Annotated in this window: 13 protein-coding genes; 6 read left to right on the top strand and 7 right to left on the bottom strand. The window is 72.2% G+C overall.

Annotated elements, in window-relative coordinates; translation table 11 throughout:
* Window positions 1–14: 14 nt before the first annotated feature.
* Window positions 15–200, bottom strand: coding sequence for a hypothetical protein (locus tag ACFPLC_RS17250; protein WP_091303901.1), 186 nt, complete (start codon window positions 198–200; stop codon window positions 15–17).
* A gap of 146 nt (window positions 201–346) precedes the next feature.
* Complete coding sequence (locus tag ACFPLC_RS17255) at window positions 347–559, bottom strand: BldC family transcriptional regulator (protein ID WP_003081896.1); 213 nt, start codon at window positions 557–559, stop codon at window positions 347–349.
* Window positions 560–837: 278 nt separating this feature from the next.
* Here ACFPLC_RS17255 and ACFPLC_RS17260 point away from each other — a divergent pair, with 278 nt between their 5' ends.
* Genes ACFPLC_RS17260 through cds1 form a run of 3 tightly spaced genes read left to right on the top strand, consistent with a single transcriptional unit; the run spans window position 838 to window position 2,686 of the window.
* Window positions 838–1,311 carry an Lrp/AsnC family transcriptional regulator gene (locus ACFPLC_RS17260; RefSeq protein WP_191311466.1) on the top strand — a complete coding sequence of 158 codons (474 nt, stop codon included), beginning with the start codon at window positions 838–840 and terminating at the stop codon, window positions 1,309–1,311.
* A gap of 11 nt (window positions 1,312–1,322) precedes the next feature.
* Entirely contained in the window at window positions 1,323–1,610 is a 288-nt protein-coding gene (locus ACFPLC_RS17265) for a DUF4229 domain-containing protein (RefSeq protein WP_378189340.1), read from the top strand.
* A complete protein-coding gene (cds1, locus tag ACFPLC_RS17270) occupies window positions 1,607–2,686 on the top strand; it encodes an L-cysteine desulfhydrase Cds1 (RefSeq protein ID WP_378189339.1) in 1,080 nt (359 codons plus the stop codon). Before ACFPLC_RS17265 ends, cds1 begins: the two co-directional genes overlap by 4 nt.
* Here the strand turns inward: cds1 and ACFPLC_RS17275 are convergent.
* The 5 genes from ACFPLC_RS17275 to ACFPLC_RS17295 form a co-directional block, all read right to left on the bottom strand.
* Window positions 2,683–3,555, bottom strand: coding sequence for a 1,4-dihydroxy-2-naphthoate polyprenyltransferase (locus tag ACFPLC_RS17275; protein ID WP_378189338.1), 873 nt, complete (start codon window positions 3,553–3,555; stop codon window positions 2,683–2,685). The two genes, cds1 and ACFPLC_RS17275, sit on opposite strands and share 4 nt — an antisense overlap.
* 23 nt (window positions 3,556–3,578) lie before the next feature.
* The gene (locus ACFPLC_RS17280; protein ID WP_378189337.1) at window positions 3,579–6,371 is read right to left on the bottom strand and encodes an AfsR/SARP family transcriptional regulator; all 2,793 of its coding nucleotides are present in this window, start codon (window positions 6,369–6,371) and stop codon (window positions 3,579–3,581) included.
* 193 nt (window positions 6,372–6,564) lie between these two features.
* Window positions 6,565–6,708 (bottom strand): hypothetical protein, encoded by a 144-nt coding sequence (locus ACFPLC_RS17285; protein WP_191311470.1) that lies wholly within the window; start codon window positions 6,706–6,708, stop codon window positions 6,565–6,567.
* 51 nt (window positions 6,709–6,759) lie between these two features.
* On the bottom strand, window positions 6,760–7,884 hold the full coding sequence (gene menE, locus ACFPLC_RS17290; protein WP_378189601.1) for an o-succinylbenzoate--CoA ligase: 1,125 nt from the start codon (window positions 7,882–7,884) through the stop codon (window positions 6,760–6,762).
* Between the two features lies 1 nt (window position 7,885).
* Window positions 7,886–8,809 carry a 1,4-dihydroxy-2-naphthoyl-CoA synthase gene (locus ACFPLC_RS17295; protein WP_191311472.1) on the bottom strand — a complete coding sequence of 308 codons (924 nt, stop codon included), beginning with the start codon at window positions 8,807–8,809 and terminating at the stop codon, window positions 7,886–7,888.
* A gap of 96 nt (window positions 8,810–8,905) precedes the next feature.
* Between ACFPLC_RS17295 and menD the strand changes: the two genes are divergently transcribed.
* From menD to ACFPLC_RS17310, 3 genes are all read left to right on the top strand, one after another.
* On the top strand, window positions 8,906–10,582 hold the full coding sequence (gene menD / locus ACFPLC_RS17300; protein WP_378189336.1) for a 2-succinyl-5-enolpyruvyl-6-hydroxy-3-cyclohexene-1-carboxylic-acid synthase: 1,677 nt from the start codon (window positions 8,906–8,908) through the stop codon (window positions 10,580–10,582).
* Between the two features lie 121 nt (window positions 10,583–10,703).
* Window positions 10,704–12,224 carry a M1 family metallopeptidase gene (locus ACFPLC_RS17305; RefSeq protein WP_378189335.1) on the top strand — a complete coding sequence of 507 codons (1,521 nt, stop codon included), beginning with the start codon at window positions 10,704–10,706 and terminating at the stop codon, window positions 12,222–12,224.
* Between the two features lie 22 nt (window positions 12,225–12,246).
* Window positions 12,247–12,690, top strand: a complete 444-nt coding sequence (locus tag ACFPLC_RS17310) for a DUF3592 domain-containing protein (protein WP_378189334.1) — start codon at window positions 12,247–12,249, stop codon at window positions 12,688–12,690.
* Window positions 12,691–12,777 lie beyond the last annotated feature (87 nt).

The following is a 12,777-nucleotide window of genomic DNA, read 5'->3' on the forward strand; positions in this document are numbered from 1 at the left end:
AGGTAAAGGGGTTCCTAAAGGTCTTCGTCCCGGCGTTTGCGTTGCTGTTCGGCCAGCTGACGCAGGAAGTCGGGGTCGTCGTCCGGGGCGAGCGGGGCCCGGCGCGGGGCCGAGGTCACCCCGATCCGCTGGCCGGCGAACGACCGCCACAGGAGCAGGGCGACGACCAGCGCGCCGACCGCCGCGAGCAGAGCGAGCATGCCGGATCCTTCCGTATGGCTGCCTGTCCCCCGAGGTTAACCGGTCCGGCCGTGTGGTGGGCCTGAAGCCGGGCCGGTGGCGCACGAAGGCCGTGCCGGGGACGGGTGGGTTCCCGTACCCGACACGGCCCTGGCGTCCGGATGGTTCAGGCGTTGCGAGCCGGTTCGCTGGCGTCGGTGGTCAGCTCGGCGAGGAGCTCGTTGACCTCGGACTCCCGGAACCGCCGGTGCCCGCCTGGCGTGCGGATCGAGCCGATGCGGCCCGCCGTCGCCCACCGCGTCACCGTCTTCGGGTCCACTCGGAACAGCGCTGCCACCTCGCCAGGGGTGAGCAGGCGTCCGCCCATCGTCGCGGTCATTTTCCGCCTCCTTAACGAACTCACTGCTATACCGGAGGCGTCCGGGCCCTTCTGCCCGTCGCGCCGGGGTAGCCAACAAGGCAATCGTTGCACTTCACCCGTCGGGTACTCGAACGGTTGTCTCTGAGTAAAGAGCCCTTAAAGGTCAAAACGGACAGGTTGTTTGTCCTCGGCAACTACCCTGCGGTGACCTGACGTGCGGAGACGGCCCTCTCCCGGCCGGTGGCGGCGAGGCGTGGTGCCAATGGGGGATTGTCCAACCGCATAGAGTGATCCTCGTGGATCAGTTGGACCGGAAGATCATCGCAGCGTTGCGCATCAACGGACGGGCCACCTACGCCGATCTCGGACGAGCCGTCGGGCTGTCCGCGTCGTCGGTGCACGAGCGCGTGGGCAAGCTGGAGGCCGCCGGCGTGATCACCGGCTACCACGCGGTCGTCGACCCGAGCTCGGTCGGCCTCGGCGTCACCGCCCTCGTCAGCATCCACCCGACCGACACCGCGACGGAGGACGACGTCGCCGACGCGCTCGCCGAGCTCGACGAGGTCGAGAGCTGCTACGCGGTGGCGGGTGACGAGGCCTTCGTCGTCAAGGTGCGCGTGTCGACCGTCGACGAGCTGGAGCGGACGCTGGGCCGGCTGCGCCGCATCCCCGGCGTCGGCCGGACGAACACGACCGTGGTGCTCTCGACGCGGTTCGAGGGCCGCCCGAACAACGCGGGCCTGCAGAAGGACCGGCCGGGCGGGGCGTAGCCTGCGTTGATGTGAGCGACGAGAAGGCCGGCCACCTGCCCCGTGACCTGACGCTGTACCTGCTGGCGCGGTTCGTGCTGGTCGGGGTGATCGCGTGGGCGCTGTCCCTGACCGGCGTTCCGCTGCTGGTCGCCCTGCTGATCGGCCTGGTCGTCGGGCTGCCGCTCGGCCTGCTGCTGTTCCGCCCGCTCAACGCCCGCGTGACCGCCGGGCTGGCGAAGCGCAACGAGAAGCGCGCCCGCGCCCGGGCCGAGCTGCGCGCGCAGCTGCGTGGGGACGCCGCCGGGCAGCCGGAATGAGCCGCCCGCACAACCGCAGCTGGGTCCGCGAGGCCGTCCGGATCATCGAGGCCGACGCCAACCGCAGCGCCGACACGCACCTGCACGTCTTCCCGCTGCCCCCGGAGTGGGGCATCGACCTGTACCTCAAGGACGAGTCGGTGCACCCGACCGGCTCCCTGAAGCACCGGCTGGCCCGGTCACTGTTCCTCTACGGGCTGGTCAACGGCCAGATCGGGCCGGACACCGTGCTCGTCGAGGCCTCCAGCGGATCGACCGCGGTGTCCGAGGCCTACTTCGCGCGGATGCTGGGCCTGCGGTTCATCACCGTCGTGCCCCGGCGCACTTCGAAGGAGAAGATCGCGCTCATCGAGTTCTACGGCGGCGAGTGCCACTTCGTCGACCAGGCCCCGGCGATGTACCCGGAGGCCGAGCGGCTCGCGGCCGAGTGCGGCGGGCACTACCTCGACCAGTTCACCTACGCCGAGCGCGCGACGGACTGGCGCGGCAACAACAACATCGCCGAGTCGGTGTTCGCGCAGATGCGCTCGGAGCGCCACCCGATCCCGAAGTGGATCGTCGTCGGCGCGGGCACCGGCGGCACGAGCGCGACCTTCGGCCGGTACGTCCGCTACAAGCGCCACACGACGAAGGTCTGCGTCGTCGACCCGGAGAACTCGTCGTTCTACGGCGCCTGGGAGACCGGCGCCCTCGACTACGGCACCGGCATGCCCTCGCGGATCGAGGGCATCGGACGGCCGCGCTGCGAGCCGTCGTTCGTGCCGGGCGTGATCGACGAGATGTTCCAGATCCCCGACGCCGGGTCCCTGGCGGCGATCCGGCTGCTGCGCGAGCGGACCGGCCACTGGGCGGGCGGCTCGACCGGCACGAACCTGTACGGCGCCTTCCGGCTCATCTCCCGGATGGTCGAGGACGGCCAGGCGGGCAGCGTGGTGACGCTCCTGTGCGACGGCGGCGAGCGGTACGCGCACACCTACTACAACGACGAGTGGCTGGCCCAGCAGAACCTCGACATCGCGCCGCACACGGCGTTGTTCGAGGAATTCCTCGCGACCGGGAAGTTCCCCGAGCTTTAGAGGTTCAGCCCGACCGCGGCCAGCACCGCCCAGGCGAGCATCGCCAGCCCGGTGTCGCGCAGGGCCGGGATGAGGTCGCGGCCGGTCGCGTTGTGGCGGATCGCGCTGACCGACTGGATCAGCAGCGGCGCGCTGAGCAGGGGGAGTGCGGTGAGCGCGTGCAGCGTGAACCCGAGGACCAGGGTGAGCACGTACGGCACCGCGATCAGGGCCAGGTACAGCCGCCGGGTGCCTTGGTCGCCCAGGCGCGTCGCCAGGGTGCGCTTGCCGGACTCGATGTCGGTCGGGATGTCACGCAGGTTGTTGGCCGTCAGGACCGCCGTCGAGAAGCAGCCGACCGCGACCGCGCAGGCCAGCGCCGCCCAGCTGACCCGGCCCGCCTGGACGTACACCGTGCCGAGCACGCCGGCCAGGCCGAAGAAGACGAACACCGCGATCTCGCCGAAGCCGTAGTAGCCGTAGGGCTTCTTGCCGCCGGTGTAGAACCACGCGCCGAGGATGCACAGCGCGCCCATCCCCAGCAGCCACCAGTGCCCGCTGACGGCCACCAGGACCAGGCCGAGCACTCCGGCCAGGCCCAGGGAGACCAGCGCGGCGGTCAGCACGGCCTTCGGCGCGGCGACCTTCGAACCGACCAGGCGCAGCGGGCCGACGCGGTTTTCGTCCGTGCCGCGGATGCCGTCGGAGTAGTCGTTGGCGTAGTTGACGCCGACGATGAGCGAGAGGGAGACCAGCAACGCCAGCACGGACCGCCACCAGGAGAAGGCGTCCAGCGCGATCGCCGCGCCGACCCCCGCCACCACCGGCGCCACCGCGTTGGGCAGCGTCCGCGGCCGGGCCCCTTCGATCCACTCGCTCAAGCTCGCCATGGCGCCATTCAACGCCATGGTGATCAGCGCGCGGCGGGGAGCCCGGACCGGTCGCCGTCCAGGGCGTCGAGCTGCCGCTGGACGCGTTCGGCGTCGTGGGGCCGGTCCTGCTGCCGGTACATCTCGAGTGCTTCGCGCCACACCGTGCGGGCGTCGTCGTGGTGGCCGAGAGCGGCGTGCGGCTCGCCGAGGCGGTCGAGGGTGTCGGCCACCTGGAAGGTGTTGCCGCTCTCACGGTAGAGGGCGAGGGCGGCCTGGTAGTGCCCGATCGCCTCGGCGTGGTGGCCGGTGTGGAACTCGATGTAGCCGAGGCTGTCCAGGGTGTCCGCCTCGGCGTGGGCGTCGCCGTGGTCCCGGTGCAGGGCAAGCGCGGCCGTGCAGTGGTCGCGCGCGGTCTCGAAGTCGCCGGTCCGGGCGGCGAACCAGCCCACCTGGTTGAGCCCGCGCGCCTCCCAGACCCGCTGGCCCACGACGCGGAAGAGCTCCAGCGCGCGGGAGGCGTGCGCGAGTGCCTCGTGGTCGTCGCCCTGCAGCTGCCAAGCCCACGAAAGACTGTGGTGGGCCAGGCTCTCTTCCGTGGCGTCTTCGTGGTGTTCGGCGAGGGCGATGGCCTCGTGCAGGTGCTTGACCGCCTCGTCGTGCCGCCGGAACCAGAGGAAGACGTCGCCGAGCAGCCGGTGCGCCCGGATGCCCGCGGCCGGGTCGGCCAGGTGCGCGGTGGCGCCCATCGCGGCCTGCCACACCGTGAGCCGGTCGTGGAGCCGCCCCCGCCGGTTCTGGAAGGTGTGCAGTCCCCACGCCAGGTGCCACACCGCGTCGTGCCACCCGAGCGCCGCGGCGGTGCGCTGGGCGGCCAGGAGGTTGGCGTGCTCGCCGTCGAACCACGTCATGGCGCCGGAGTCGTCGGGCGGCGAGCCGGGTTCGGCGCCGGGTGCCGGGGCCGGGGGCGGCACGACCGTGCGGTGCGGATCCAGCCGGTGGTCGGCCGCGTGCGCGGTGTGGGTGTAGAAGTCGATCACCCGGCGCAGCGCGGCGTCACGCTCTTCGCGCGGGAAGTCCCGCTCGGCGGTGGCCGTGGCGTAGTCGCGGATGAGGTCGTGCATCGCGTAACGGCCGCCGGCGCGGCGAGTCAGCAGCGAGGCCTCCTCCAGCATGCTCAGCACCCTGGCGGTCCGCCGCGGGGACGTGCCGGCGAGCGCGGCCGCGGCGGGCAGTCCGATGTCCGCTCCGGGCGCGATGCCGAGCAGGGCGAACAAGGTGCGCTGTTCGCTGGTGAGGGCCCGCAGCGACCACGACAGGACCGTCGGCAGGCTGACCGTGGGATCTTCGTGGTCGAGCGCGTCGAGGCCGAGGTCGCGCAGTTCGGCGGCGAACTCGGCGAGCGGGATGTGCGGCCGGGTGTGCGCGTGGCGGCTCATGATGGCCAGCGCCAGCGGATAGCGCCCGCACAGGCTGATCAGCGCTTCGGCCGCGGCCGGCTCGGCGGCGATCCGGGCCTCGCCGAGGCGTTCGGCCAGCAGGGCGTGTGCTTCGGCGTGGCTGAGGATGTCGAGCTGCAGGTGCCGGGCGCCGTAGCGGGTGATCAGCGGGGCGAGGTGCCGACGGCTGGTGACGATGGTCGTGCCGGCCGGGCTGCCCGGCAGCAGCGGGACCACCTGGTCGGCGTTCGCCGCGTTGTCCAGCACGACCAGCACCCGCTTGCCGTCGACGAGCTTCCGGTACAGCGCGACCTGGGCGTCCTGGTCGGGCGGGATGCGGCTGGGGGTGACACCCAGCGCGCCGAGGAACCCGCGCAGCACGACGGACGGCTCGAGCGGCGCACCGGCGGGGGAGAACCCGTGCAGGTCGGCGAACAGCCTGCCGTCCGGGAACCGCTCGCGGTGGGCGTGTGCCCAGTGCAGGGCCAGCCAGGTCTTGCCGACCCCGCCCGCGCCGGCCAGCGCGGAGATCTGCACCACGCGGCTCTCGTCCCCCTCGGGACGGGACGCGGCGGTGAGCGCGGCGAGCTCGCCGGTCCGGCCGATGAACGACGGCGGTGCCGCGGGGAAGTGGTGCGGCACCGCGTCGGGCTCGGTTCCCGCCGCGGTCAGCTCCGGATCGCCCCGGAGGACCCGCTGGTGCAGCTCCCGCAGCGGCGGGCTGGGGTCGGCGCCCAGCTCCTCGACGAGCCGCCGGCGCAGCTGCTCGTAGTGGGCGAGGGCGTCGGCCTGGCGGCCGCAGCGGTAGAGGGCCAGCACGACCTGGCCCGCGAGCCGCTCGTCGAGGAGATGCTCGCGGGTCCACGACGTCAGTTCCGCCAGCAGTTCGGCGTGCCGGCCTTGGCGCAGCCGCACGTCGGCGTGGTCGAGCTCCGCCGCCCACTGCTCGGCCCGCAGATCGCGGCGCAGCTCGTCGGCCCACTCGGTGCCGACGTCGGCCAGCGCTTCCCCGCGCCAGAGCGCGAGGGCCCGCTCGAAGAGGACGGCGGCGGTCTCGTCGTCTCCGGCCTCGCGCGCCTCGGCGACGAGCCGGCGGAACCGGTGCAGGTCGACCGCGTCGGGGTCGACGCGCGGGAGGTAGCCGCCGCCGAGCCGCTCGATCTCCAGCCCGCCGCCGGCCAGCAGGCCACGCAGCCGGGACAGGTAGCTGTACAGCGTGTCGCGCGCCCGCAGCGGCGGGTTCTCCGGCCACACGCGGTCGATCAGCTGCTCGACCGGCACCATCCGGTTCGCGTCGGCGAGCAGGGCCGCCAGCACCGACCGCTGCCGGACCGGCCCGAGATCCACCGGCCTGCCGTCCTGGCGCGCTTCGACCGTGCCCAGCAACCGGAACTCCACCCCTGCGCCCTCCCCGCGGCCACCGGCCCCGTGGCGGGCCGGCAGTGCATTCGACCAGCTCGTTCAAGCGGGCTGCAAGGTTTCACCACGATGCGTACGGCACGGTGGTGGACACACCGCGTGAGTGAGCGGTCGCGGGAGCGGGGCCGGGACCATGCCGTCGAGGGGGCGGCACGGTCCCGGTTCGCCCGGGTCAGTCGGTGGACGGCACCTGCAGGACGAGCGAGCCGCTGTTCGGGTCCGCGGTGGGACCGTCGGCCAGCGCCGCACCCGCAGGAAGGAGGACCCCCAGGGCGACGACGGTGCTGATCAGGGCGGTGCGAATCAGGCGCGTCATGGTGGGTAGCCAAGCGGCCGCGCGCCGTGAATGTCAAGGAAGTGCCGCCATTCAGCCGTTCGAAATCGATCCGAACCGATTCCGCACCGCGGCCCGGTCGACCTTGCCCGGCCCGCGCAGCGGCAGCTCGGCGCCGAACTCGATGCGCTTCGGGGTGGCCGCCGCGCCCAGCTCCGCGCGGACCGCCGCGCGCAGGTCGCCGTGCTCACCCCGCGGGACGACCAGCGCCACCACGGCTTCGCCCCACTCCGGGTCCGGCACGCCCACGACGCACGCGTCGCGCACCCCGGGCTGCGCGCAGAGGCACCGCTCGATCGCGTTCGCCGACACCTTCACGCCGCCGGTGTTGATCATGTCGTCGGCCCGGCCGAGGACCTCGATGCGGCCGTCTTCGTGCCGGATCCCGCGGTCGGACGTGGTGAACCAGCCGTCCGAGAACGACTCGGCGGTCAGGTCCGGGCGAAGCCGGTAGCCGTGCGCGAGGACGTCTCCGGCGATGCGGATCCGGTCGCCGTCGACGTCGACGCGGACGCCGTCGAGGGGAAAGCCGTCGTAGACGCAGCCGCTGGCCGTCTCGCTCATGCCGTACGCGGGCACGATCCGGACCCCGGCGTCGGCGGCGCGTTCCCGCAGGGCGGGCGGGGTCGCGGCCGCGCCGACCACGATCGCGTCGAACGTCCTCGCCGCGGCCAGCCCGGCGCCGCCGTCGTCGAGCAGGCGGACCAGCTGGGTGGGCACCAGCGCCGTGTAGCGCGGGCTGCCCTCGAGCTTCGCCGCCGCGGCCGCGAAGTCGTCCGGGCGGAAGCCGGTGCCGGTCAGCAGCACCGGGGTCGTTCCGGCCAGCAGCGACCGGACCAGCACCTGCAGCCCGCCGATGTACTGCGCCGGGGTCGCCAGCAGCCAGTGCCCGGGGCCGCCGAGCCGGGCGTGCGTGGCCTCGGCGGACGCGGTCAGCGCGCGGGCCGACAGCAGCACGCCCTTGGGGGCGCCGGTCGAGCCCGAGGTGGCGATGACCACGGCGGTGCCCGGTTCGGCGGGCTCGTCCGGGGCCATCGCGTCGCGCAGGGCCGGGTCGGTGAACGGCAGCACCGCCGGGCCCCCGCCCAGCGCGTCCGCGAGGGCGTCCTTGAGCCTGGTCAGCGCGGACGGCGAGCCGTCGAGGTGGACCGGGAGCAGCTCAGTAGTAATAGGGGACGTCCTTGAAGTCGGGGTCGCGCTTCTGGAGGAAGGCGTCACGGCCTTCGACGGCCTCGTCCTGCATGTAGGCCAACCGGGTGGTTTCGCCGGCGAACAGCTGCTGGCCGACCAGGCCGTCGTCGGTGAGGTTGAACGCGTACTTGAGCATCCGCTGCGCCGTCGGCGACTTGCGGGTGATCTCCCACGCCCAGGTCAAGGCCTCTTTTTCCAGGTCGGCGTGCGGAACGACGGCGTTGACCGCCCCCATGTGGTGCATCTGCTCGGCGGAGTACTCCCGGCCGAGGAAGAAGATCTCGCGGGCGAACTTCTGCCCGACCATCTTCGCCAGGTACGCCGAGCCGTAGCCGCCGTCGAACGAGCCAACGTCGGCGTCGGTCTGCTTGAACTTCGCGTGCTCGGCCGAGGCGAGGGTGAGATCGCACACGACGTGCAGGGAGTGCCCGCCGCCCGCGGCCCAGCCCGGCACCACCGCGATCACCGGTTTCGGCATGAAGCGGATGAGCCGCTGGCACTCGAGGATGTGCAGCCGGCCGGCCCGCGCCGGGTCCACCGTGTCGGAGGTCTCCCCGCTCGCGTACTGATACCCGGAGCGTCCGCGAATACGCTGGTCACCACCGGAGCAGAACGCCCATCCGCCGTCCTTGGGCGACGGGCCGTTCCCGGTGAGCAGGACACAGCCGACATCGGCGCTCATCCGGGCGTGGTCGAGGGCCCGGTAGAGCTCGTCGACGGTGTGCGGCCGGAAGGCGTTGCGGACCTCCGGGCGGTCGAACGCGATGCGCACCACGCGTTTGCCGCCCCGGTTCTCAGCGGAACGGTGGTAGGTGATGTCGGTGAAGGCGAAACCTTCGACCTCGGTCCACGCGGCGGGGTCGAACAGCTCGGAAACTCGGGCGTCATCCACGTTTGCGAGGATAGGACCTGTGGACATATCTGCTGTGCTGGCTGCCGCCTCCGCGGTAAAGAGTGCGTCGGCGGGCGACGGATGCGAGGCCTGCCGGTGAACCCTTCCACCGCGCAGGCCAGGGTCATCGTCGACGAACTCGTCCGCAACACCGTTTCCCACGTCGTCCTCTGCCCGGGCTCCCGCAACGCGCCGCTGTCCATCGCGCTGTACGACGCGGCGGCCGCCGGGAAGCTCCGGCTGCACGTCCGCATCGACGAGCGCGGGGCCGCGTTCCTCGCGCTCGGCATCGCCGCGCGCACCGGACGGCCGGTGGCCGTGCTCTGCACGTCCGGCACCGCGGCCGCGAACTTCCACCCCGCCGTCCTGGAGGCCGACCGGGCCGGCGTCCCGCTGATCGTGCTGACCGCCGACCGGCCGCCCGAGCTGCGGGCCGCCGGGGCGTCGCAGGTCATCGACCAGCACCAGCTCTACGGCGACGCCGTCCGCTACTTCGACGAGCTGGCCGTCGCCGAGCGGCGGGCCGGCCAGAACTCGTACTGGCGCAGCCAGATCTGCCGGGCCTGGAACGCCGCCTACGGCGAGTGGCGCTGCGGGCCGGTGCACCTGAACATCCCGTTCCGCGAGCCGCTCGTGCCGGACCTCGACGACACCGGTGAGTGGTACGAGTCCCTGGACGGCCGAGCCGACGGTTCCCGCTGGACCGAGCTGCCGGACTTCGGCGCGCTGCCGTCGTTCGTGGTGCCCTCGGCGCGGCACGGCCTGGTCATCGCGTGCGACACCGGCGTCCAGGCGGCCAGCGAGTGGGCCGAGCAGCACGGCTGGCCGGTGATCTCCGAGACCGGCGGGATCGGGCTGTCCGGCGGCACGGCGATCTCGTCCGGGGTGTGGCTGCTGGCCGTCGAGGAGTTCATCAGCAGGCACAAGCCGGAGCAGGTGCTCTGCCTCGGCCGTCCGACGGTGTTCCGGCAGATCCAGCAGGTCCTCTCGGACGCCTCGGTCGAGGTGCTGCTGGTGCGCCCGGACTCGGACTGGCCCGCGCCCGCGCACAACGTCCGGCAGGTCGGGCAGTGGTTCGACGAGCCGACCAAGCCCGCCGACCCGGAGTGGCTGGCGAGCTGGCGCCGGGCCGACGCGGCGGCCGCGTCCGCGGTGGCGGCGACGCTGGCCGAGGAGCCGTGGCCGTCGGGGTTGCGGGTGGCGACCGAGCTGGTGGACGCGCTGCCCCCGGACTCGCTGCTGGTCGTCGGCTCGTCCAACCCGACGCGGGACGTGGCGCTGGCCGGCCGGCTGCGTCCGGACGTCCTCGTGCACCGCAACCGCGGCGTCGCGGGCATCGACGGCACGGTCTCGACGGCCATCGGCGCCGCGTACGTCCACCGCGGGCCGTCGTACGCGCTGCTGGGTGACCTGACGTTCCTGCACGACGCGTCCGGGCTGCTGACCGGGCCCGCCGAGCAGCGTCCCGACCTGACGATCGTGGTCCTCAACGACGACGGCGGCGGCATCTTTTCGCTGCTCGAGCAGGGGGCGCCGGAGCACTCGGCCAGCTTCGAGCGCGTCTTCGGCACGCCGCACGGCGCCGACCTGGGCGCCCTGTGCGCGGGTTATCGCGTCCCGCACGTCGTCGCGGAGACGTTGACGGAGTTCCGGGCGGCACTGGCCCCCGCGCCGGGATTGCGGGTGGTCGAGGTGCGAGTGGACCGGACGCGCCACCGCGACCTGCACGCCCGCCTGCGCGCGGCGGTGTCCGAGGCCGTCTCCGCGCGCTGACGTCAACCGCTTTCCGGGTGGAATCCCAGCAGGCAAGAAACCTCCCTTCGGCTGTTCCTGGGTGCTTCCTGGCTGGCTACGTTCGAGCGCGCTGCTTCCTCACTCCTCTGGAGGATTTCGAATGCGTGCAAGAACGCGCACCGGCCTCGGTGCGCTCGCGGCCGGCGTCGTCTCGGTGCTGCTCGCCGGCACCGCGAGCGCGGCGCCCTCGCCCGGCGCCCCCGGCGTGGGCGACCCCTACTACCCGAACGCCGGCAACGGCGGCACGGACGTGCTGCACTACGACATCCGGCTGACCTACCAGCCCGCGACCGACCTGCTGTCGGGCACGACGACGCTGCTGCTCACCGCCACGCAGGACCTCTCGCGGTTCGACCTGGACTTCGCGCTGAAGGCCTCCAGCGTGCGGGTGAACAACCGCCCGGCCCAGTTCACGAACCAGACCGGCAACGGCGAGCTCGTCGTCACGCCGGCCCAGCCGCTGCTCAAGGGCCAGACCGCGACGGTCGTCGTCGCGTACGCGGACACGCCGTCGACCGAGACGGTGGACGGGATCAACGCCTGGAAGAAGGGTTCCTTCGGCGCGCTGGGCATCGACGAGCCGCAGAGCTCGGCGTGGTGGTTCCCGGCCAACGACCACCCGACCGACAAGGCGACCTACGACGTCTCGATCGAGGCGCCGGACGGCAACGTCGCCATCTCCAACGGCTCGCTGGTCCGGACCCAGAAGAGCCGGGCGGGCTGGACGCGCTGGCAGTGGCGCAGCACGAAGCCGCAGGCCACGTATCTGACGTCGTTCATCGTCGGCAATTACGAGCTGGTCCAGTCGACGACCCCGGACGGCAAGCCGTTCATCACCGCCTACGGTGCCGACCTCGGCGACTCGCTGTACGCGGCGAAGGCCAGCGTCGAGCGGACACCGGAGATCGACGAGTTCCTGGCGACCCAGTTCGGCCCGTACCCGTTCGAGGCCGAGGGTGGCGTGGTGACCAGCGGGATCGGCTTCTCGCTGGAGAACCAGACGCGGCCGACGTACGGCGCCCGGAACTTCCGCGCGGGCTCGAACACGACGTTGATCGCGCACGAGAACGCCCACCAGTGGTTCGGCGACAACGTCTCGCTCGGCCGCTGGAGCGACATCTGGCTGAACGAAGGCTTCGCGTCGTACGCGGAGTGGCTGTGGTCGGAGCACGAGGGCGAGGGCACGGTCGCCGAGCTGGCCCAGTACACGTACGACTCGAACCCGGCCGACGGCGACCTGTGGAAGCTCGTCCCGGCCGACCCCGGAGCGGACAACCAGTTCGACAACGCGGTCTACGACCGGGGCGCGTTGACGCTCCAGGCGCTGCGGACGGCCGTCGGCGACGAGGCGTTCTTCAAGATCCTGCAGACCTGGCAGGCCACGAAGGGCGGCAAGGACGGGCGGATCCTCGAGTTCATCGCGCTGGCGGAGAAGATCTCGGGCAAGCCGCTGCACGACCTGTTCCAGACGTGGCTGTACACGGCGGGCAAGCCGGCGGTGGGCCCGAACGGCGCTGCTCCCGCGGCGCTGCGTTCCGCCGCTCCGGGTTCCGTGAAGCCTCGGTCGTACGACCAGATCCAGCAGAACCACCGGTTCCTCGCCGCTTCACACGCGGGCTGAGCCGGAACGCTACGCTCGCGGCGTGAGCACGAGAGGTGAGCGGGCGAGGCGCGTCGGGTGGTGGGTCATCCTCGGCGTTGCCTCGCTCCTCACCGTGATGTGCGGCTGCTTGCTGTTCGCGGCGATCCGGAACGACAGCGCGATCTCCGCGCAGATGGGGACGGCGACGGCCACGGTGGACTCGGTGGCCTTCGACCGGACGATCATCCACTTCGAGACGCCGGACGGGATCGTGCACAGTCCGGCCAACGGGGTGCTGTACCCGGATGGGCTGGCGGCCGGGCAGCTGGTGCGGATCGAGTACGACGCTTCTGATCCGGAGCTGGCTCGGGTGGCTGGGCGGTCGGCGGCTTTGACGTTGCTGCCGTTGGGGAGCTTTGTGTTTTTCACCTGGGTGGTGGCTGGGCCGGCGCTTTGGTGGATTCGGCGGCAGGGTAAGCGGGCTTCGGTTGCTTCTTCTGTCTGAGCTGGGGCTGTCTGAGCTGGGGCTGTCTGAGCTGGGGCTGCCGGGGCTGGGGTTTGGGCGCCGGTGAGTGGGCTGCCGGGGTTTCCC

It is taken from the genome of Amycolatopsis plumensis, assembly GCF_042652605.1.
Lineage (GTDB): Bacteria > Actinomycetota > Actinomycetes > Mycobacteriales > Pseudonocardiaceae > Amycolatopsis > Amycolatopsis plumensis.

Coding starts and splice junctions, on each gene's coding strand:
- ACFPLC_RS17250 (WP_091303901.1), bottom strand. CDS start 200: ATGCTCGCTCTGCTCGCGGCGGTCGGCGCGCTGGTCGTCGCCCTGCTC.
- ACFPLC_RS17255 (WP_003081896.1), bottom strand. CDS start 559: ATGACCGCGACGATGGGCGGACGCCTGCTCACCCCTGGCGAGGTGGCA.
- cds1 (WP_378189339.1), top strand. CDS start 1,607: ATGAGCCGCCCGCACAACCGCAGCTGGGTCCGCGAGGCCGTCCGGATC.
- ACFPLC_RS17275 (WP_378189338.1), bottom strand. CDS start 3,555: ATGGCGAGCTTGAGCGAGTGGATCGAAGGGGCCCGGCCGCGGACGCTG.
- ACFPLC_RS17285 (WP_191311470.1), bottom strand. CDS start 6,708: ATGACGCGCCTGATTCGCACCGCCCTGATCAGCACCGTCGTCGCCCTG.
- ACFPLC_RS17305 (WP_378189335.1), top strand. CDS start 10,704: ATGCGTGCAAGAACGCGCACCGGCCTCGGTGCGCTCGCGGCCGGCGTC.